This is a genomic window from Bacillus sp. JJ1521 (assembly GCF_036965165.1).
Classification (GTDB): Bacteria; Bacillota; Bacilli; order Bacillales; family Bacillaceae_L; genus Ferdinandcohnia.
Window position 1 is genome coordinate 1 of record NZ_JBALOX010000009.1, and the last position, 20,575, is coordinate 20,575.

Here is a 20,575-nt window from a genome sequence, read left to right on the forward strand (position 1 = left end):
CCACAGGAAGTGGCGTTCTTAGTCTTTGATCTTACTGCTCGAAAAATTTCCTTTGAAAATCTGTGGCATCCGCCGGAGGACTTTAATTTTATATGCCGGATAAGAGCAGCGTATAAAATTAAAGCCTTCCTGCAAGAAAGAGCAGAAAGGCACAATTTTGTGATTCCTTCCTCTCATCTACCAAAGCGTTTGCTTTGTGTGAATTGGCACCTTTTCAACTGTTGTTGACGGTTGCTGGGCTTCATCGGGCACATCCCTCCACCTCTCTAAATAAGAGTAATCAATTTATTTACTTATTATCGTTACTAAACAACTCGAAGGTTATCTTATCACCTGATAGATAAGGTGTCAATGGAAAAAATATGACTAATGCACTAAAGTCAATTTTCTTAAACTGTCGGTAATGGTAATACTGAACTTGTTCCGTTTGCTGCTTTAATCGCTTGCTCTAAATCTTCTAAAATATCCTCAACATTTTCAATCCCAACAGATAAACGAACTAAGTCTTCTGTTACACCAGATAATTTTAAATCCTCTGGACTTAATTGTTGGTGTGTTGTGCTAGCTGGATGAATAATTAAGCTCTTAGCGTCTCCAACGTTTGCAACATGTGACCAAAGCTCAACACTATTGATTAATTTCTCGCCAGCTTCTCTTCCTCCTTTAATACCAAATATAAGAACTGAACCTGCACCTTTAGGTAGGTATTTATCAGCTAATTGTTTGTTAGGATGGTCGTCTTCACCAGGATACAATACCCATTCAACCCCAGGATGGTTTTTAAGATAAGAAACCACTTTTTTCGTATTTGCAATGTGCTCCTTCATTCGAACGTGTAATGTTTCAAGACCTAGGTTAAATTGGAATGAATTATAAGGACTTAGAGCTGGACCTAAATCACGAAGAAGTTGAACTCTTGCTTTGATAATATATGCAACTGGCCCTAACGCTTCAGCAAAGACCAAATCATGGTAGCTTGGATCTGGTGTTGTAAACCCAGGGAATTTTGGTGAATTCCAATCAAATTTACCACTATCAACGATAATTCCACCCATTGTTGTTCCATTCCCTAGTAACCATTTTGTAGCAGAATGAACAACAATATCTGCCCCATGTTCAATTGGTCTACATAAGTATGGTGTTGCAAATGTATTGTCAATAATTAGCGGAATTCCTGCTTCATGGGCAATGTTTGCGACGGCTTCAATATCGAGGATATCTAAGCTTGGGTTTCCGATTGTTTCAGCAAAGATCGCCTTTGTATTTGGCGTAATGGCTTGGCGGAAGTTTTCAGGATTTGTTGGTACTACTAAATGCGTCTTAATTCCGTATTTAGGAAGCGTGTTAGCGAATAAGTTATAAGTTCCACCATAAAGGGTAGAAGCAGATACAATCTCGTCGCCTGCACCCGCAATATTCAGAATCGCCGTTGTAATTGCAGCCATTCCACTTGAAACTGCTAATGCACCAACTCCACCCTCTAATTGTGAAACTCTTTCTTCAAAAACAGTTGTTGTTGGGTTATGGATACGAGTATAAATATAACCATTTTCCTTTAGACCAAATAGATTTGCTGCATGTTCGGTTGAATTAAATTTATATGCATTTGATTGATAGATTGGAACTGCTCTTGCTCCAGTTACTGGATCAGCTTCAAGACCCCCATGTATCGCGATTGTTTCGGGTCTATAATTTTTTTGTTTTTCACTCATCTGAATCTCTCCCTTTGTTTTTATGTTTATAAAAATAAAAACCTCTTCATTAAGAAGAGGTGTATGTACGGATTCTCTTCTTATCTTACAGACAAACTAAGTCTGTTGGATTTAGCACCGTGTAAAATAACCGGTTGCCGGGCTTCATAGGGCCATTCCCTCCGCCACTCTTGATAAGATTATAAGTATGAAATTTTAATGTTTTAATAGATTAATATTATGCTAACTCTTTTTCTTTTATAAGTCAACATGAATTTTTAGAAAAAATGGTGAATTCTAAATTCCGTGTTTTTTCTTATATCGACACCAATACAGAACAGACTCTACAAATTTTGTGCATCTGCTCCTTTTTTCCGGGGAAATATGACATTTTATGATATTTTTGCTAAAGATTTCCCCTCATTACGAAAGGACTTTCTACTGAAAACAATCAGGAAATAAAGTGATCCTATTAAGTACAAGACAGACGTGATTGTAAATACATATGCGTATCCCCAATAAGCGCCATGCAGCATCACAATTGAAGTGGATACAGGTCCCATTAATGCCCAGCCTAATGAGAACACCATTTGATTCACTGAATTGGCAAGCCCCTTCATCGAATCGTTCACACGTCCCATTACAAGGGATGCTTGGATTGGATTACCCGCATTCATTAATGCTTGTCTAAATAAGAACGCAATGGCTGCAATGTAAAGATTCTCGGTATACCCAGTGAGTAAAAGGAATGGCAGCGATGATAATTGTAAATAAACTACAGCGCGAACCTCTCCCACCTTACTAACAATATAGGGACCTATAATCATCGCAATTGCGGTTGCTGCTTGCCCCAATGAGAGAATTAAACCGATTATTGTATTACTAGCTAAAAAGCGATCTGCAAAATACAGATTTAGATAAGGAATGACTAATCCGGAACCGAACCCAATGATCATCTGTGCAAAGGCAAACAAAGCAATTAGTTTGATTTGCGATTTATTTGCCTTTATTTTTTGACCAAAGGATACAACTGTTTTCATTTCCGGTTGTTTTCTTTGTTCGTTCATTTTAATGATTGGTAGAATTCCTGCAACATAGATAACAGTTGCAATTAAAAGCGTGATTCTTACACTCCAAAGTCCACTCATATGAAAAATAAATTGGAATGTGTCTGACAATGCTCCACCTGCAATGTTTCCAACAACCTGCGCAACCATCATGATTGCAGAATGAAAGCTAAAGAGATGAACCCTTTGTTTAGCAGTTGTGTTTTCCGCTAACCACGGAACACCGGAAACCTGAATAAAAGCAGTCGACAAGCCTGTTAAAAAGGCTGTCGCTACGAGTAATTGTTCAACATCTAAAATACTTCTAGCAAAAAAAGCTATAGTTGAAACTGCGACACCTAGTAACATCACTTTTTTCCGACCGAATTTATCACTCATAAGACCTGCGGGTACTAGAATAATCGCAGAGGCCAACGCTGTCATGGCAATGATAGTTCCATTTGTTTGCTCGGAGTAGCCTAGTTCACGTACATAGAAATTATACATAATTGTAAACATACCCATGCCTAACTGTGTAAAAATAGTCGCAAAAATAAATAGTTTAATATTTTGATTGTATGATTTGTATTGGGTTTTCCATCCAGTAAATATACCGCTCATATGTGCTCCTACGATGTTTTAAGTATTTCGACTCCCTAAACATCATACAACTTTTTACAAAAATTGCAATAAAAAAACAACGCAAAATCACGTGCGTTGTTTAGTCCTTTGAGATTATTTCAAGCAAATATGGCACCGAGTGGAAAGCATAGTATTTTTGTATGACTTCCCCATTTTTCACATGCATTAAACAAGGGACACTCTCGATTTCCCATTCGATTGCTTTCCCGGGTAAATAATTGAGATCGCTTTTTCCGATGGTTAGGTTAGGAAGTAATTCATCTACCACCGTGATCATTTTTGATGCCACTTGGCAGGTTCCACACATCGGAGTATATAAATAAAGCCAAAACTCATCTGTATTGGCGAGCCCCGCATCAATTTCGTGTTCTTTCCATTCTTGCATATTTCCTACAACCTTTGTTTTCTTAATTAATTTTATTGTATCATGTTTTTAGAAAAAACATATAAATTAGGCTTTATATGCTTACTACAATAAAAATTCTGCGTGAACATCAATATTTGCTGAAAGAAGTACTGTTGCAATATGCTGTTCAGGGGCTGTCGCAACCTCGCGATATGTTTTATCGATAAACAAATGCCGTGCTTCAGGAAACTCGCGTTTAAACTGTTTTCTTAGCTTATCACCCGCACTGTCAGCATCCACTAATATATAAACATCTTTATTAAATAAATGTTCAATTAATTCATCAAGTTTAGAAATACTAATCGTTCCATTTGTACAAATGATTTCAACAGGTTCATTCACAACTGTTTCAACCTTCTTTTTATCCGTTCTCCCCTCAACAATGATTACTTTTTCTAAATCGTCAAAAGCCACCATTTCATCACCTTACTTCAAGTGTACATTATTTGTGCTTACTGAATCTATTCGATGTGTACAACTGCTTTTCCTTCATTTTATAGCTAGATTTGAGGTTTGGTGAATGCTTTACGAAGCTGAGTCAAAAAAAGGCAGTGGAAAAATCACCACTGCCACGCCATGTATCCTGTTTTTATAATGTCCTAAACATCCAATATTAAACAAAAAAGAACCATCAATAGGAGGTAGTCCTACCATGGTTCTTTCTTAAAAATAAATTAGTCTTCTTTTATCATTTCTTCGTACTGCTCAGCTGTCATAAGATTTTCAACATCTCCAGCATTTGCAGGTTCAACAACGATCATCCATGCTTTTTCATATGGAGATTCATTTACGAATTCAGGGCTGTCATCAAGGTCCTCGTTAATCTCAACAACTTTACCACTGATTGGTGCATAAAGCTCAGATACTGTTTTAACCGACTCAACACTTCCAAATGGCTCGTCAGCTTTAATTTCGTCGCCAATCTCTGGAAGTTCAACGAATACGATATCACCTAATTCAGATTGTGCAAAATCTGTAATTCCAATACGTACATTAGCGCCTTCGACTTTCACCCATTCGTGTTCTTCAGAATAACGTAATTCTTTAGGTGTGTTCATTTTATACCCTCCATTAATTCTATTTTATAAGATATATTTTACTCATTCCGCCTGAGTTTCCCCAAACAAAATGTTTATGTAAAAGTCCTATCAATGAATAGGTCCTTCATTCGATTTTATTTTGCCCACGTTTCTTCAAACTTCGCTTCGTTAAATCCAACGGTTACCTTGTTACCATCTGTAGTGAGTGGGCGCTTAATAAGCATTCCATCTGATGCAAGTATCTCTAGCAGTTCATCCTCAGACGCAGAACTCACTTTTTCCTTCAACCCAAGCTCACGGTATTTTTGACCACTTGTGTTAAAAAATTTCTTTAATTCTAATCCACTATTTTGGTACATTTCTTTTAACTGCTCTTTTGAAGGTGGATTCTCTACAATATGTATTTCCTCAAAAGCAACCTTATGTTCCTCAAGCCATTTTTTCGCTTTTCGACAGGTCCCGCATTTCGGATACCAATAAAATGTTAATGCCATCTTCTCACCACCTTAACTAAAAAGCGCAAGCGCCTTGTTCAGCCCCGACAAGCATAAGAAAAGCCGACGAGAAGGATGCCTTTTATCCTTCTTGACGGATTGGCTTATGACCTCGAGGGGCTAGGCGCTGGAGCTAGCCTAGCCACATTTAATATTTTACCATATTAGATTTTGAAACAAAAATATAGACCACTGATTAATTTCGACTTATTTCAAGTAAATCCTGCAAAGAAAAAGAAAAACCTTTTTTATTTGCATTGAAAAAGCCCCTATTAAATAGGAGCTTCTTTCAATGGTGTTGTTACACTGAATATTTTTCTGCCTCAATTAGAGTTGCGGCAATTTCACGTTTCTTCGCAATCACATTTACAGGGGTAAAGCGAGTTAATTTACGCAAAGCAGATGTCATCATACGTAATACATCGCCTTCTTCTGTTGCAACAAGGGTTTCTTTTGCATGAGCCTCAATTTCATTAAATGCTTCTTGAACAAATACTTGGGTATAAAGAATTTTTTGCTGATTTTTCACTTCACCAGTTTTATTGATTGCTTTTTCTGTACGTAGTACGACGGACTCCATCGCATAAATATTTGCTGCGATATCAGCAATATTTGCAAGGATCTCTTGTTCTTTTTCAAGCTTTGGCCCGAATTTCTGAGCAGCAAGACCTGCAATCATTAGTCCAACCTTCTTTGCATTACGAACTAAGTATTTCTCTTGCTCAAGAACGCCTTCACCCACTTCTTCAGGCATTAGCATCATTAACTCTTCTTGAAGCTGTGTTGCTTTTTCAAGTAAAGGTAATTCACCCTTCATTGCCTTACGCAGGAAAGTTCCTGGAACTAATAAACGGTTAATTTCGTTTGTTCCTTCAAAAATTCGGTTAATACGTGAATCACGGTATGCTCTTTCAATTTCATACTCCTGCATAAAACCATATCCACCGTGGATTTGAACGCCTTCATCCACGACATAATCTAAAACCTCTGTGTTGAAAAATTTATTGATGGAGCACTCAATTGCATATTCAGCAATTGATTTAGCTACTTCTTTACCATCCTTCACTTCTTCTTCTGATAATTGACCCATTCGGTCTTCAAAATATCCAACTGTGCGGTACACGCTAGATTCAGCCGCATAAATCTTTGATGCCATGTTGGCCAATTTTTCTTGAATTAAACCAAATTTTGAAATTGGTGTTTTAAATTGTTGACGTTGATTTGCATATTTTACCGCAAGTTCAAATGCACTCTTGGCTCCACCAACTGCACCTACACCTAGCTTATAACGGCCAATGTTTAAAATATTAAATGCAATAACGTGTCCTCTACCAGCTTCACCTAAAAGATTTTCGACTGGTACTTGTGCATCTTCAAGAATTAAAGTACGAGTTGAAGAACTCTTAATTCCCATTTTCTTTTCTTCTGCCCCAGTTGATACACCAGGAAACTCGCGTTCAACAATAAATGCAGAGAACTTATCACCATCAATTTTTGCATATACAATAAACACGTCAGCAAAACCAGCGTTTGTAATCCATTGTTTTTCGCCATTTAGCACATAATGAGTTCCTTCTGCATTTAATTTAGCAGTCGTTTTTGCACCAAGCGCATCGGAACCTGAACCCGGCTCTGTTAACGCATAGGCTGCAAGCAGCTCACCAGTTGCTAATTTAGGAAGGTATTTTTGTTTTTGCTCTTCGTTCCCAAAAAGAACGATTGGAAGAGAGCCGATTCCAACATGTGCTCCGTGAGAAATGGAGAAGCCGCCTGCCCTTGCCATTTTTTCAGCAATTAATGCAGAGCTTACCTTGTCTAGTCCTAGACCACCATACTCCTCTGGAACGTCTACTCCTAAAAGCCCAAGATCTCCCGCACTTTTTAATAATTTTACAGAGCGATCAAATTCGTGGTTTTCAAGATGTTCTACCTGTGGAAGAACTTCATTTTCGATATAATCTTCTGTTGTTTTTGCAATCATTTTATGTTCATCTGAGTAATCTTCCGGTGTGAAGACGCGGTCCGCTTCAAGATCTTCGATTAAAAAGCCTCCACCTAAAACGACTTTATCAGTTGCATTTGACATATTGTTTCCCCCTAAAAAGTATTCATTAAAGGCTAACCAATAAGATTAGCCAATATTTTTATGCTAATAATTCAAATACTCCGGCTGCTCCCATTCCGCCGCCGATACACATTGTGACAACACCAAATTGTACGTTGCGGCGCTTCATTTCATGCATTAATGTAAGTGTTAATTTTGCTCCGGTACAACCTAGCGGATGACCAAGTGCAATTGCACCACCATTTACATTTACTTTCTCTTCATCAAGTCCTAGTTCACGAATAACTTGAAGAGATTGCGAAGCAAAGGCCTCGTTTAATTCAAATAATCCAATATCAGAAAGTTCTAGCCCTGCCATTTTAAGTGCTTTTGGAATGGCAGCTACCGGACCAATTCCCATTACTTCAGGTGGCACCCCAGCTACTGCAAATGATCTAAATTTCACGAATGGCGTTAAGCCTAAGCTAATCGCTTTTTCACGATCCATCACCATTACTGCTGCTGCACCATCACTCGTTTGTGAGGCATTTCCTGCTGTAACTGAACCAGTCACTGAGAATGCGGGTCTTAGTTTTGCCAATACCTCAAGATTCGTATCTTCGCGGACACCTTCATCTTGAGAAAACTGGACATGTTTTTCAACTAATTTATTGTTTGCTTCGACATGACGCAGAGTGACGTCGACAGGTACAATTTCATCCAAAAACTTTCCTGCTTTTATAGCTGCTGCAGCTTTTTGATGACTTCTTACCGCAAAAGCATCTTGGTCTTCACGGCTAATCCCATACTTAACCGCAACTTGCTCAGCTGTGTGACCCATTCCCATATAATATTCAGGTGCTGTTTCCGCAAGTCTAGCATTTGGTCGGATAACATGCCCCATCATTGGTACTAGACTCATAGATTCTGCTCCACCTGCAATTGCTGTATCGGAATGACCTAACATAATTTTTTCTGCAGCGTACGCAATGGATTGGAGTCCAGAAGAACAATAACGATTTACAGTAATTGCCGGAACTGTATGGGATAGTCCTGCCAATGCTCCAATGTTTCGGGCCATGTTTAAGCCTTGTTCGGCTTCTGGCGTTGCACATCCAATAATTAAATCATCGATACTCCCATCATAATTTCCTGCACGCTTTAACGTTTCTTTGACAACTAATGCTCCTAAATCATCTGGTCTTACATTTGCAAGTGTACCTTTTTTCGCTTTTCCAACCGGGGTTCTCGCGCCGGCAACGATGACTGCTTCTTTCAACACATTCCCTCCTAACTTATTAAACAGGCAGGAGATTCAATCTCCTTCAGACATGTATGTTTAGTTACGTAATGGTTTCCCTTTTACAAGCATGTGTTGCATTCTTTGCTGTGTCTTAGGTTCACCGACAAGGCTAAGGAATGCTTCTCGTTCTAAGTCTAGTAAGTATTGCTCATCTACCTCAGTACCATATGGAACATTTCCACCTGCTATTACCCATGCAAGCTTCTTCGCAATCTTAAGGTCGTGGTCTGAAATATAGCCCGAATATTTCATTGCTTGTGCACCTAGAAGTAGAGTTGCATAACCTGTTTCACCAACCACTGGCACCTTCTTCCTTACAGGTCCTTTATAACCTTGTGCAGATAATGCCAATACAGATTGTTTTGCATCATGGATCAGGTGGTCACCATTGAAGCTAACACCATCTTCTTTTGTTAAAAAATTAGTTATTCGTGCCTCTTCTGCCGATGTTGACACCTTAGCCATTGCGATCGTTTCGAATACTTTATTAGCGACATTTTGTAGATTAACTTCTACTCCTGTCGGCATTCCTTGCAGGTGGTTGATATATAGCTCTTTGTTACCACCGCCGCCAGGGATAACACCAACACCTACTTCTACTAACCCCATATACGTTTCACTTGATGCCTGAACCTTCGCTGTAGGTAAACAGATTTCTGCACCTCCACCAAGAGTCATACCAAATGGTGCTACCACCACTGGTTTTTCACTGTATTTGATATTCATCATCGCTTGTTGGAAATTGCGAACGACTAGTTCGATGTCATAGAAGTTGTCATCCTGCGCTTCCATTAAAATCATCGCAAGGTTTGCACCGACACAGAAGTTTTTCGCTTGGTTTCCGATGACTAGACCTTTGTAGTTTTTCGCCACTTCTTCAAGTGAGGAATTGATCATCTGGATAATATCGAAACCGATTGCATTATTCGGTGATGTAAATTCTAATAATGCGACATCATCGCCTAAATCTATTAAACTTGCTCCACTGTTTTTCTTAATGACGCCATTTGTTTCTTTTAAGGTTTTAATATGAATATGCTTCGGATTTACCTTAACGGATTTGTATTCACCATTTTGATAATAAGAAACAGAGCCATTTTCATTCTTATAAAAGGAAGTATTCCCGTTTGCTAGCATATCTTTAATCCAAACTGGGACAACAGCTCCTTCTGCTTCCATCTTCTTCACAGATTTTTCAAGTCCAATTGCATCCCACATTTCAAACGGGCCTAATTGCCAGCCAAAGCCCCACTTCATTGCCTCATCAATAGCGACAATATCGTCCGCAATTTCACCAAGTAGATTAGCAGAATAGATGAGAGCTGGACTTGTAATATTCCATAAAAGCTTTCCTGCGCGGTCTTCTGAGTATAAAAGGGTTTTAAGCTTATTTGCTGTACCTTTTACTTGTTTTATGGATGCAGTAACCGGTGTTTGGAGCTTCATTCGTTCTTGGTATTCTAGGGTTTCGGGATTAAGTTCAAGGATTTCCTTGCCTTTTTTCAAGAAGAATCCTTGGCCTGCTTTACTTCCTAGCCAGCCTTTTCCCTGCATTTTCTTCATGAATTCAGGAACATTGAAAACTTCTTTTTCTTCTCCCTCAACTTGTTCATAAACATTGTTTGCAACATGAATAAATGTATCGAGTCCTACCACATCAAGGGTACGGAAGGTTGCACTCTTAGGTCGCCCAATCATTGGACCAGTAACGGAGTCTACTTCACCAATGCTGTATCCACCTTTAAGCATTTCACGAACGGTTACAAGCAGCCCATAAGTTCCAATTCGGTTCGCGATAAAATTCGGTGTATCCTTTGCTTGAACGACACCTTTACCTAATACGTCCTCACCAAATGTTTTCATAAAAGAGAGTACTTCTGGGCTTGTGTTTTTTGTCGGAATCACTTCAAGCAACTTCAAATAACGAGGTGGGTTGAAGAAGTGAGTTCCTAAAAAGTGCTTTTGAAAATCGTCTGAACGTCCTTCGGCCATTGCCTCGACTGAAATACCTGATGTATTGGAGCTAACGATACTACCCGGCTTTCTTACCTCATCGATTTGGCTAAAAACTTTTTTCTTAACGTCAAGGTTTTCAACAACCACTTCAATAATCCAATCCACTTCTGCAAGCATTGCCAAATCATCTTCAAGGTTACCAGCTGTGATTAGAGCGATATTCTCCTTAGAAGTTAGAGGTGCCGGCTTTTGTTTCAACAACTTTTGGATTGCTGTTTGACTCAAACGATTTCGGACTTCTTTATCTTTGATTGTAAGCCCTTTCTTTTTTTCTACTTCTAAAAGTTCACGAGGAACAATATCTAATAGTAAGGTAGGTATTCCGATGTTTGCTAAATGCGCTGCAATACCCGAGCCCATAACTCCCGAACCAAGAACTGCAGCTCTTTTAATGCTTTGGATCATTCACAGTTTCCCCCTTTGATTTTATTTGAATGAACACTCATTCATTTTTCCTTCAAAAAAAATATTCCTTATTCAATTCGAACCCATGAATGTTTGAACACCCAAAAGAATCAGTTCCTTTATATCTTAATATAAATCAATATTTAAATTTTCGCAATATATTCAAGAAACAATTTTTCTTTTTCCTGTTAAGTCGGATTGAAATTCGGGATTCAGGTGATTCTAAAAATGGAGGTGACAACCAAATGGCAAAAGTTGATAAAAACCCATCAAAACGCGCTGTAAGTGCAGCAAGTGTAAAAGGAAATGCTGGTCCTGATTCCAGAGCAAAATTTGGGAAAACTGGGTCCACAAACCAACAATACGGTGCACATAATACGGGCGGAGAAGAATAAGAATTTTTTGGCAGAGATTAGGATTCGATGAAGGACTTTTTGGAACGATATCAAGTTCAAATAGTCCTTCATAAGCCCAATGAAGGTCTTTCCGGGGTAACTTCAAGCTTCAAATGTCCTTCATAAGCTTGATGAAGGACTTTCCGGAGCAACATGATGCCTCAAATGTCCTTCATAAGCTCGATGAAGGACTTTCCGGAGCAACATGATGCCTCAAATGTCCTTCATAACTCCGATGAAGGACTTTTCGAAGCACCGTTAGGCTCTAAATGTCCTTAATAACTAAGAAAGTTTAGCTTACAACCAAAACAACCTATTTCCCAAACACACCTTTCAAAACGAAAGCTACGTTCGCCGGACGTTCTGCAAGACGTCTCATGAAATACCCATACCAGTCGGTTCCATATGGTACATACACGCGCATGGTATAGCCTTCTTTAACAAGCTCCTCATGGCGTTCTGTACGAATTCCGTAAAGCATTTGGAACTCAAATTGGTCATGACTGATATTATGCTCCTTCACTAATTCCTTCGTATACTGGATCATCGCCTCATCATGTGAGGCTACTGCTGTATAGTTTCCATTTAACAGATGAATTTTTATGATTTTCTTAAAGTTCTCATCCACATCCTTTTTCTCAGGGAATGCTACTTCAGGAGACTCCTTATAAGCGCCTTTAACTAGGCGAAGATTTGGATGATATTCATTTAAATCCTCAATATCTTTGACAGTACGATACAAATAGGCTTGAATAACCGTACCTACATTGTCATACTTTTTTCGAAGTTCTTTAAAAATTTCAATTGTCTTTTCACATCTCGAGTAATCCTCCATGTCAATGGTAACAAAGACATCGTTTTCTTTAGCGGCATCAAGGATTCTGCGCATATTATTCATCACAACCTCATCTGAAATATCCAATCCCATAGAGGTCATTTTTAAAGAAAGCTGTGCATTTAATTTTTCTCGACCAATTGCCTTAATTGCCTTGATTGAGCCGTCGGCCATCAAATTTGCTTCTTCTATAGTGTCAACAAATTCACCAAGATAATCAATGGTGACCGCAAGCCCCACTGAATTTAGCTCTTTTATTTTTTTCACCGCTAAATCGATTGTTTCACCTGCAACAAACCTTGATGCACCAAAACGTAGACCGTATTTTCTTGCTAATTTTGTAAACGCTTTATTTTTTGATAAAAACAAAAAGAAATTTCGTAAAACTTGTTCCATTCCAAGTTCCCCCTCGAAACTACTCTAGTTGCAATTCTATTAATCTCTTAAATCCTCATATATTTTATCACGTTTATTTTGCTTTGAATATACATCTGGAAAATTTATTAAACGCTTACATTTAGAACCTTGCTATGTTTTATACTATGCATTGCATACAAAAACGTTTTGTTGGCAACCTAATATTGAAAAATCGGATAAGGAGGGTTTTATATGCAACAACAGCAACAGCAACCTTTTTATACACCAAAGGGACCACAAATGTCTGAAGCACCAGCGGTTATTACATCAAAGGATCTCTTATATTTAACCGATATGATGTCATGGAACCTCTTGGCATTAAAAAAGGCACACTTCTATGCTGGGCAATGTCAGATATCTGAAATCTCACAGGCGCTTGAAAAAGCCTGCCAAATGCACGAGCGCCACTATCGTCAGATTTTAGATCATATGCAAAAGCATACAGGACAAGCACCGCAAATGCCTAGCCAAAGCCAAATCCAAAGCCAGCAAATGCAATAGAAAGGAGCTACATAATGAATCAACAAATGAACCAGCAGATGAATCAAAATCAAAATCAAAATCAAAACCAAGTGAAAAATCCAAAAACAACCGTTCCAAAAACGCCACAAATGAATGATCGCGATTTTATCAACGACATGTTAGCAACGGAAAAATACATGACCTCAGCCTATACCACTGCTTTACATGAGATGAGTCATGATGGATTATATGAGGATATCCACTCCATTTTTAATGAAACTCTGGATTGTCAACGAGATCTTTATAATCTAATGTTTAAAAACGGATGGTATAAACTCGAGGAAGCAGAAACGCAAAAGGTTCAACAAAAGCTTCAACAGTTTTACAACTATACAACTACACAATTTCCAAATCATATTCAATAAAAATAAAGAGATGAAGACCTCAATAGGTGCTTCATCTCTTACTTATTTCTAGAACGATGTTCTTCATTTAATTTTTTGATTTCTGCGATGATTTCCTTGATGCCTTCTTTTGCATCTGGATAGGTCTCGTTCCAGTGCTTAGCTAGCGGTGGCATTGATTTTGAAATATGCATATAGAGCGACCAAAGCTTTACTTTCTCCTTTAATTCAGGTGAACTTTCACCAAGTAAAAGCTCTGTGTATTTTTCTAGCAATCCATCAACTTGTTCTTCTATTTTTTGAGTCATCTTTCTTATCTCCTATTTTACAATTTAGCGGACATGTTTTGCAGCGGTCTTCCGAACTCGTTGTCTTATAGTAAAGACAACATGTTTTCCTGGTTCGGATATGTGAGTCGTATTCTGGGCGATATACCTTTATCCCAAAATAACGTGATAAAGGGTTGAATGCAATCGCTCCGAATAAATTTCCTTCTGCTTTCTTCACGAGATATTCGAAGTCATCCTGGATAATCTTTCGTTTATCATCAAACTTTGGATTTGCCAATACAGATTCATAGAGCCAATACACATAAATCGCAACATTTTCCCAAAGAACCTTTTTTGACAACCCCGTATGTTTAGTAAGTGTCATTAAGACTTCATGGATATGATCATGAAAAATAGCGTAAATCGTTTCATCTCGCCATTTATCTCTGGTATCGGAAGGAGCTGACACGGTCTGAAGGTCAGAAAAATAGAACTTTGGATTCCAATACCAAATTTTCTCTTCATCACTAGTTTCTAATGAAATGTTTGACAAAGAAACATTTAATTGTTTGTTTAAGACCGTCATCGCATACAAATTAAGGACCGCGAAAAAGCCATAACGCTTCATGAACATGGATGCCGCTACTCGGTTATCTGGTGCTGAAATTTTTCGCCCGACATTCTCCAAATACAGCTTTATTTTTTCTTCTTTAAAAAGCTCCATCATTGGACTTGAAAAGCTAGAATGAAATTGCCTGTCACTAAATCGAAATTCTTTTAATTGTTCAATTTCCGTTTCCAAAAGGAGGTTTGACATAGACTTATACCCCCACATTATTTAATATCCTTCTTCCCTTGCCGTGTGGAATGCATAAAGGTGTTCCGAACAACGGATCAACGGTAATTTCACAATCCATTCCAAACACATCTTTTACAAGACTACCGTTCACGATTAGTTCAGGTTTGCCATGTCCGTAGATTTGTTTGTCTTTTATCGCTACAATATGATGAGCATAGCGGCAAGCTAAATTTAAATCATGTAAAACCATGATAATCGTACGTTTTTCAGTTTCGTTTAATTCAAATAGAAGGTCGAGAATCTCGATTTGATGTGTCATATCAAGATAGGTGGTTGGTTCATCAAGTAAAATAATATCGGTTTGTTGTGCAAGTGTCATTGCAATCCATGCACGTTGACGTTGACCACCTGAAAGTGAATCGACAGTACGTTCAGCGAAACTCTTCATGTTTGTAGCTTCTAATGCATGGTTGACCATTTTTTCATCTTCTTCAGTCCATTGCTTGAGCCAGTTTTGGTAAGGGTAACGACCTTGCTTAACCAGCTGAAGGACGGTCAAGCCTTCAGGAGCAGTTGGTCCTTGCGGTAGAATGGCAAGCTTTCTCGCTACTTCCTTTGTTGGAAGTTTTGCGATTGCATCCCCTTCCAGGAGAATAGCTCCTTGTTTCGGTTTTAAAAGTCTTGCTAAAGAACGAAGCAAGGTTGATTTTCCACATCCATTTCCACCGATAAAAACAGTAATTTCACCTTTTGGAATTTCAAGATGTAAGTCTTCGATGATAATGGATTCCCCGTACGATAATGTTAAACTTTCCGTTTTCAATGCATTCATCAAGTACACCCCCTTACAACTTTTTAGCTGTTTCTACTCTTATAAAGTAAATAGATAAAATAAGGTGCTCCTATTGCGGCAGTGAACACTCCTGCTGGAACTTCGGTTGGTGAGAATGCAGTTCTACCAATTAAATCTGCTAGCACGACAAGAATTCCGCCTAATAAAGCTGCTGTCGGCAGCAATGCTCCAAAAGCTGAACCAACTAATCTTCGTGCCATATGTGGTGCCATCAATCCCACAAAACCTATCCCGCCAGCAAAAGCAACAGCGCTACCTGTTAATGCAGTACTTACTAGTAATAAAAGAAATCTTTGCTTCTGAACGGCACTTCCAACACCAGTTGCAAGCTCTTCTCCTAGCTCCTGAATGTTTAGGTTTCGTGCGAGCATCAAGCAGACGAGCAATAAAATGATGACAACTGGGCTTAGGATTTGTACATTTGCCCATGTTGACCCATTAACCGTTCCGGTAATCCAAATATTTGCCTGACTTGCTTGATAGATTGGTCCCATTATCATAAATGTCGTTGTTAAAGCTTGTGTGAGGGCTGAAACCCCGATTCCGATTAATACAAGGCGAATAGGTGAAACTCCATTTTTCCAAGCCAATACATACACTAAAAAAGCGACAATCGTTGCACCAATAAATGCGGCAACTGGCATCCATTTTATACTTACTGTTAAAGCATTACTTGAATTTGAGAAATATGCTAAAAAGGCGACCACCGCGACAGACGCACCACCTGTAATCCCTAAAATATCTGGTGAGGCAAGCGGATTTCGTATAATTCCTTGTAGAATACTTCCTGCAGCTGCAAGTGCCATTCCTACTAAAAAGGCAATGATAATACGAGGTAAACGGAATGATGTAACGACCAGTTGCTCCATTCGCGTCCCATATCCAAACAATGTTTTTACAACTGTAACCGGATCGATCTTCATTTCACCTAAACCAGTACTTACTATAAATAAGATAAGTGCTACTGCTACTAAAAATAAAAATGTGATAAGTGCTTTATGATCAATTAATAAAGAGATATATCCCTTTTTCCCAATCCGAAAGGATCTATATTTGTTCATGCTTTACGAAACCCCTTTCTCGCCACATAAATAAAGAAAGGTGTTCCGATTATTGCCGTCATAACACCTACCGGTACCTCTTCTGGCATAACAATATACCGAGCTGAGATATCCGCTAATAGGAGTAAAACACCGCCAAGAATTCCGCTAAATGGAAGAATCCAGCGGTGGTCAATGCCAACTAAAGCCCGGGAGAGATGTGGAATGACAATGCCGATAAATCCAATTGGTCCTGCTACCGCAACGGCCCCACCTGCTAACAGGATGATTGTAATAGCTGTTAAAAGCTTAACAGTTCCTGTTCGCTGTCCAAGTCCTTTTGCTACATCTTCGCCCATTGTAAGGATATTGATTTTATTAGCTAATAGCAGTGAGGCGACCCATGCAATCCCCAAATATGGTAGGACACTCGTAAGCATTTCAAGCTTTCTTCCTTGAATGGAGCCTGCAAGCCAAAATAATACTTGATCTAGCGCCATCTCATCAATTACTAGCAAGCCTTGTGTAAAAGAAGAAAACATGGCCGCCATTGCCGCTCCCGCTAATGTTAATTTCATTGGAGTGAGACCTTCCCGACCAAGTGAACCAATGAAATAGACAATAAATGCGGCAACCGCCGCTCCTAAAAAAGCAACCCAAGTAAAGGCTTGCAAGGAGTTTATCGAGAATATAGAAACAGCGACTACAATAAAGAAACCCGCTCCTGCATTGACCCCAAAAATTCCTGGTGATGCTAATGGATTTTTCGTTAGAGCCTGCATGAGAGCTCCTGCTATTCCCAAACTTGCTCCAACAGCTGCAGCAATGAGTGCACGTGGTAGTCGAATTGTTTCAATAATAATATGTTCGTTTGAGCCATTATAAGCAGTGAATGTTTCGTAAGCCATTTTCCAGGACGTATTTGTGTATCCATAAACAATGCTCGCACACATTGAAAAAAGCAATAATAAAATTCCAATACTAAGTCCTGCAAATTTAGCTGTATTTGATTTCAAAACCATTATATTTAAGACTCCTTGGGGACTCCTACCGAATAAAGTTAATTAAACATGTTTATGTTAATAAATAGTAGGCGCTTTTAGTTATGCTTTGCTTCTCTAACGCCTTCTTATACATATGTAAAAGACGATGAAAATTAGTATCATATTTTTCTTTTAGTCTATTGGAATTGAGAATGATTGTCAACAGATTGAAAATCATTCTCAATTTTGTATTGACTAAACATTCAAATCACATTATCATCTTAAATGTAAATGAAAATCATTATCAATTAACAGGAGGATACAAAATGAATTATAAAAAGAAAGCCTATCTAATATTCTTTACGCTAGCAGTATTTTCACTCGTATTAGCTGCTTGTGGGGCCGAAGATAATACAGACAAGAATGAGGAAATTGAAAGCCCTAATACATACACAGTTGAACATGCCATGGGTTCAACACCTATTAACAAAGACCCGGAAAGAATTGTTGTATTAACGAACGAAGGAACAGAGGCTTTAATAGCAATGGGAGTTAAGCCTGTAGGGGCGGTTCGTTCATGGATTGGCGACCCTTGGTACGCACATATCGAGGATCAAATGGAAGATGTAGAAGTTGTTGGTGAAGAAAGCAATGTCAACATCGAAGCAATCGCTGCCCTTGAGCCAGATCTCATTATCGGCAACAAAATGCGCCAGGAAAAAATTTACGAGCAATTAAAATCAATTGCACCTACTGTATTTGCCGAGGATTTACGAGGAGATTGGCAAAAGAACTTTACGCTCTATTCAAAAGCAATCAATAAAGAAGAAGAAGGCAAAAAGGTTCTTGCTGAGTTTGAAGACCACTTAAATAAAGTAAAAGAGAATATTAATACTGATACAAAAGTGTCAGTTGTCCGTTTTATGGAAGGTAGAACTCGTATCTATTATACCGACACCTTCTCAGGTGTAATTTTTGAAAAATTAGGATTAAAACGCCCAGAGCAACAGGTTGAACTATTCGCCCAAGATACGAATGATCAATTCGTGCGTGAAGTCGACCAAGAGAAAATTCCGCTTATGGACGGAGACGTTATTTTCTACTTCACATATGAAACCGGGAATGGCGAGGCAACTAAGGTTGAAGAAGAATGGATTAATAATCCATTATGGAAAGGATTAAACGCCGTGAAGGAAGGCAATGTTTACAAAGTAAGTGACCCTATATGGAACACTGCGGGTGGCGTTTTAGCAGCAAATCTTATGCTTGATGATATTGAAAAGTACTTAGCTAAATGAAAAAATTTAGGCTCCCTCCATTTTCGGTGGGAGCCTTTCTTTTGTTTATTTTTCACGCAGTTTTTCTAAAATAATCTGTGCCTTATATCCATCCTCAAATGAATACAAGTGGCTTTCTTTGCCGGAAATTGCAGCAACAAGATGGTCAATGAGCGTCGAGTTTACTTCCTTTTCCATTTCAATTGGTAGAATCTCTTCACCTAGCTTACCACCTTCAAGCTTCCCCCAATCTACTAGTGAAAGGGTTCCATCAGTCCCATAAGCTGTGTAAGCGATTCGCTCCGCTCCGGCAATTTGACTCATTCCATTGACAACCATTGGTGTTCCATCTTCTAATTCTAACGTGGCGATAACCCCTGTTTCACATTTGCTAGTGTCTTCAGGGAGCTCCAACCAGCTATTTAAATGCGTAATAGAACCAAAGATTCGTTGTGTTAATTGAATAAAATGGACTCCTACCTCCAACACAAAACCACCTTGTTCACGGCCTGCTACCCAATCGTTCTGCTGCCATAATCGTGGCCAATTTGGGAAGTTCATGGAAAGTTCAAGCTTACGTAATTTTCCTATGTATCCTTCTTTAATCATCCGATCAAAGGTATTTGCAGGGCTACTATAGTTAAGTGGGAAATTCATAGCATGGATGATTCCCGTTTGCTCCGCTTTATCAAACATTTCCTTTGCTTCAACAACTGAATTTGCCAATGGCTTTTCACATAACACATGAATCCCTTTTTCAATGATATCCATTGTTACCGCATGATGAAATTTTGGCGGGACAGCTACATAGACCAGGTCCAACTTCTCTTCTGCCAACATGTCCTTATGGTTATCATACCAGTTGATTCCACCTAGCTTTTCCGCCATTCTTGTGGCACGCTCTTTATCCGTATCAACTACTGCTGTGACAACTGTCTGTTTATTTGCATTAAAACCTTGGATTAATCTTTCCCCAATTGCCCCAAGGCCGATTACTCCTACTCTTACTTGTTCCATCTGCTTCTCTCCTCCCATTCACTATTATAATTCCGACTCTTAGAATCGTCTATTATGACCTAAAAAAATTGCCCCTACTTAATTGGGGGTCTGTTGGTACAAATTGCGTATTTTTTTCAATAATTGGGCTTTAGCAAAAATCCCCCTTCCACTAGGACGGGGGATTCCAATTCTTATAAAAATGATTTTATATCATATACATGACCATTTATGATTTCTTGATTAAAGATCAGGTCTAGGACAACACCCGCTACAAAGTCAGGCGATCTTAGCATGCCTTTCTCATTGAATTCAATGAATTGCTCAACTTCTGCGAAATCCTCTTTCTTTGTTTTTCTAATAACCTCTTGCATTTCTGTGTCCATGACACCTGGTGAAAATGAAATCACGGAAACTGGATTCTCTACAGATTGCTGTTCAAAGGCAACCGATTTTGTGAACATATCAATTCCCGCTTTAGACGAAGAGTATGCTGTCCAGCCATGTCTGGCACGGTTTGCAGCACCCGAAGAAATATTCACAATTACCTTTTTGGTTGCAAACGATTCCGTATGACGAATGAAATAGGAGCTTAAGAGCATCGGTGCCAACAGATTAACATGAATATTTTCCGTTAGTTCCCTTGGACTCGCCTTACCAATTGGCTTTATTGGATCAATCGTTCCTGCATTGTTTACTAAATAAATTCCTTCTGCATTTGAAAAATCAATGGATGAAAAAATTCGTTCCATTACTTT

21 protein-coding genes and 2 riboswitches are annotated in these 20,575 nt (G+C 38.7%); of the genes, 4 read left to right on the forward strand and 17 right to left on the reverse strand.

Annotation, left to right across the window (positions count from 1 at the left end; translation table 11 throughout):
• Nucleotides 1-170: 170 nt before the first annotated feature.
• Nucleotides 171-277: riboswitch (SAM riboswitch) on the reverse strand.
• Between the two features lie 112 nt (nt 278-389).
• The 9 genes from V7147_RS01770 to V7147_RS01810 all read right to left on the reverse strand — a co-directional run bounded on the left by V7147_RS01770 (nt 390) and on the right by V7147_RS01810 (nt 11,087).
• Nucleotides 390-1,712, reverse strand: coding sequence for an O-acetylhomoserine aminocarboxypropyltransferase/cysteine synthase family protein (locus tag V7147_RS01770; protein ID WP_335366140.1), 1,323 nt, complete (start codon nt 1,710-1,712; stop codon nt 390-392).
• 77 nt (nt 1,713-1,789) lie between these two features.
• Nucleotides 1,790-1,892: riboswitch (SAM riboswitch) on the reverse strand.
• A 191-nt stretch (nt 1,893-2,083) separates the two neighbouring features.
• The gene (locus V7147_RS01775) at nt 2,084-3,358 is read right to left on the reverse strand and encodes an MFS transporter (protein WP_335366141.1); all 1,275 of its coding nucleotides are present in this window, start codon (nt 3,356-3,358) and stop codon (nt 2,084-2,086) included.
• Between the two features lie 100 nt (nt 3,359-3,458).
• Nucleotides 3,459-3,764, reverse strand: coding sequence for a thioredoxin family protein (locus V7147_RS01780; protein ID WP_335366142.1), 306 nt, complete (start codon nt 3,762-3,764; stop codon nt 3,459-3,461).
• Nucleotides 3,765-3,848: 84 nt separating this feature from the next.
• Nucleotides 3,849-4,199, reverse strand: a complete 351-nt coding sequence (locus tag V7147_RS01785; RefSeq protein WP_335366143.1) for a toprim domain-containing protein — start codon at nt 4,197-4,199, stop codon at nt 3,849-3,851.
• Nucleotides 4,200-4,459: 260 nt separating this feature from the next.
• Complete coding sequence (gene gcvH / locus V7147_RS01790; RefSeq protein ID WP_335366144.1) at nt 4,460-4,843, reverse strand: glycine cleavage system protein GcvH; 384 nt, start codon at nt 4,841-4,843, stop codon at nt 4,460-4,462.
• A gap of 116 nt (nt 4,844-4,959) precedes the next feature.
• On the reverse strand, nt 4,960-5,319 hold the full coding sequence (locus V7147_RS01795; protein WP_335366145.1) for an arsenate reductase family protein: 360 nt from the start codon (nt 5,317-5,319) through the stop codon (nt 4,960-4,962).
• Nucleotides 5,320-5,620: 301 nt separating this feature from the next.
• Complete coding sequence (locus V7147_RS01800; protein WP_335366146.1) at nt 5,621-7,405, reverse strand: acyl-CoA dehydrogenase family protein; 1,785 nt, start codon at nt 7,403-7,405, stop codon at nt 5,621-5,623.
• A gap of 58 nt (nt 7,406-7,463) precedes the next feature.
• Nucleotides 7,464-8,642, reverse strand: coding sequence for an acetyl-CoA C-acetyltransferase (locus V7147_RS01805; RefSeq protein ID WP_335366147.1), 1,179 nt, complete (start codon nt 8,640-8,642; stop codon nt 7,464-7,466).
• A 60-nt stretch (nt 8,643-8,702) separates the two neighbouring features.
• A complete protein-coding gene (locus V7147_RS01810; protein ID WP_335366148.1) occupies nt 8,703-11,087 on the reverse strand; it encodes a 3-hydroxyacyl-CoA dehydrogenase/enoyl-CoA hydratase family protein in 2,385 nt (794 codons plus the stop codon).
• A 245-nt stretch (nt 11,088-11,332) separates the two neighbouring features.
• Here V7147_RS01810 and V7147_RS01815 point away from each other — a divergent pair, with 245 nt between their 5' ends.
• Nucleotides 11,333-11,482: a YuzL family protein gene (locus tag V7147_RS01815; RefSeq protein ID WP_083497369.1), complete on the forward strand. Its 150-nt coding sequence runs from the start codon at nt 11,333-11,335 to the stop codon at nt 11,480-11,482.
• Nucleotides 11,483-11,795: 313 nt separating this feature from the next.
• Here the strand turns inward: V7147_RS01815 and V7147_RS01820 are convergent, their stop codons facing one another.
• Nucleotides 11,796-12,713 (reverse strand): proline dehydrogenase, encoded by a 918-nt coding sequence (locus tag V7147_RS01820; RefSeq protein ID WP_335366149.1) that lies wholly within the window; start codon nt 12,711-12,713, stop codon nt 11,796-11,798.
• 213 nt (nt 12,714-12,926) lie between these two features.
• Between V7147_RS01820 and V7147_RS01825 the strand changes: the two genes are divergently transcribed.
• Together V7147_RS01825 and V7147_RS01830 are read left to right on the forward strand one after the other, a co-directional pair.
• Entirely contained in the window at nt 12,927-13,235 is a 309-nt protein-coding gene (locus V7147_RS01825; RefSeq protein WP_335366150.1) for a hypothetical protein, read from the forward strand.
• A 14-nt stretch (nt 13,236-13,249) separates the two neighbouring features.
• Nucleotides 13,250-13,621 carry a spore coat protein gene (locus tag V7147_RS01830; RefSeq protein ID WP_335366151.1) on the forward strand — a complete coding sequence of 124 codons (372 nt, stop codon included), beginning with the start codon at nt 13,250-13,252 and terminating at the stop codon, nt 13,619-13,621.
• Nucleotides 13,622-13,659: 38 nt separating this feature from the next.
• Here the strand turns inward: V7147_RS01830 and V7147_RS01835 are convergent, their stop codons facing one another.
• From V7147_RS01835 to V7147_RS01855, 5 genes are read right to left on the reverse strand one after another with little or no spacing between them, the layout of a single operon-like run.
• Entirely contained in the window at nt 13,660-13,908 is a 249-nt protein-coding gene (locus V7147_RS01835; protein WP_335366152.1) for a YusU family protein, read from the reverse strand.
• On the reverse strand, nt 13,880-14,686 hold the full coding sequence (locus V7147_RS01840) for an IucA/IucC family C-terminal-domain containing protein (protein WP_335366153.1): 807 nt from the start codon (nt 14,684-14,686) through the stop codon (nt 13,880-13,882). Before V7147_RS01840 ends, V7147_RS01835 begins: the two co-directional genes overlap by 29 nt.
• 4 nt (nt 14,687-14,690) lie before the next feature.
• The gene (locus tag V7147_RS01845) at nt 14,691-15,500 is read right to left on the reverse strand and encodes an ABC transporter ATP-binding protein (protein ID WP_335366154.1); all 810 of its coding nucleotides are present in this window, start codon (nt 15,498-15,500) and stop codon (nt 14,691-14,693) included.
• Between the two features lie 23 nt (nt 15,501-15,523).
• The gene (locus V7147_RS01850) at nt 15,524-16,582 is read right to left on the reverse strand and encodes a FecCD family ABC transporter permease (RefSeq protein WP_335366155.1); all 1,059 of its coding nucleotides are present in this window, start codon (nt 16,580-16,582) and stop codon (nt 15,524-15,526) included.
• Nucleotides 16,579-17,583: a FecCD family ABC transporter permease gene (locus tag V7147_RS01855; RefSeq protein WP_335366156.1), complete on the reverse strand. Its 1,005-nt coding sequence runs from the start codon at nt 17,581-17,583 to the stop codon at nt 16,579-16,581. The genes V7147_RS01850 and V7147_RS01855 overlap by 4 nt, the downstream gene beginning before the upstream one ends.
• A 287-nt stretch (nt 17,584-17,870) precedes the next feature.
• Here V7147_RS01855 and V7147_RS01860 point away from each other — a divergent pair, with 287 nt between their 5' ends.
• Nucleotides 17,871-18,842 carry an ABC transporter substrate-binding protein gene (locus V7147_RS01860; protein ID WP_335366157.1) on the forward strand — a complete coding sequence of 324 codons (972 nt, stop codon included), beginning with the start codon at nt 17,871-17,873 and terminating at the stop codon, nt 18,840-18,842.
• Nucleotides 18,843-18,887: 45 nt separating this feature from the next.
• On the opposite strand, the gene V7147_RS01865 is transcribed toward V7147_RS01860, so the two are convergent.
• Nucleotides 18,888-19,838: a Gfo/Idh/MocA family protein gene (locus tag V7147_RS01865; protein ID WP_335366158.1), complete on the reverse strand. Its 951-nt coding sequence runs from the start codon at nt 19,836-19,838 to the stop codon at nt 18,888-18,890.
• Between the two features lie 173 nt (nt 19,839-20,011).
• On the reverse strand, nt 20,012-20,575 hold a 564-nt coding region (locus V7147_RS01870; protein WP_335366159.1), incomplete at its 5' end, for an SDR family NAD(P)-dependent oxidoreductase.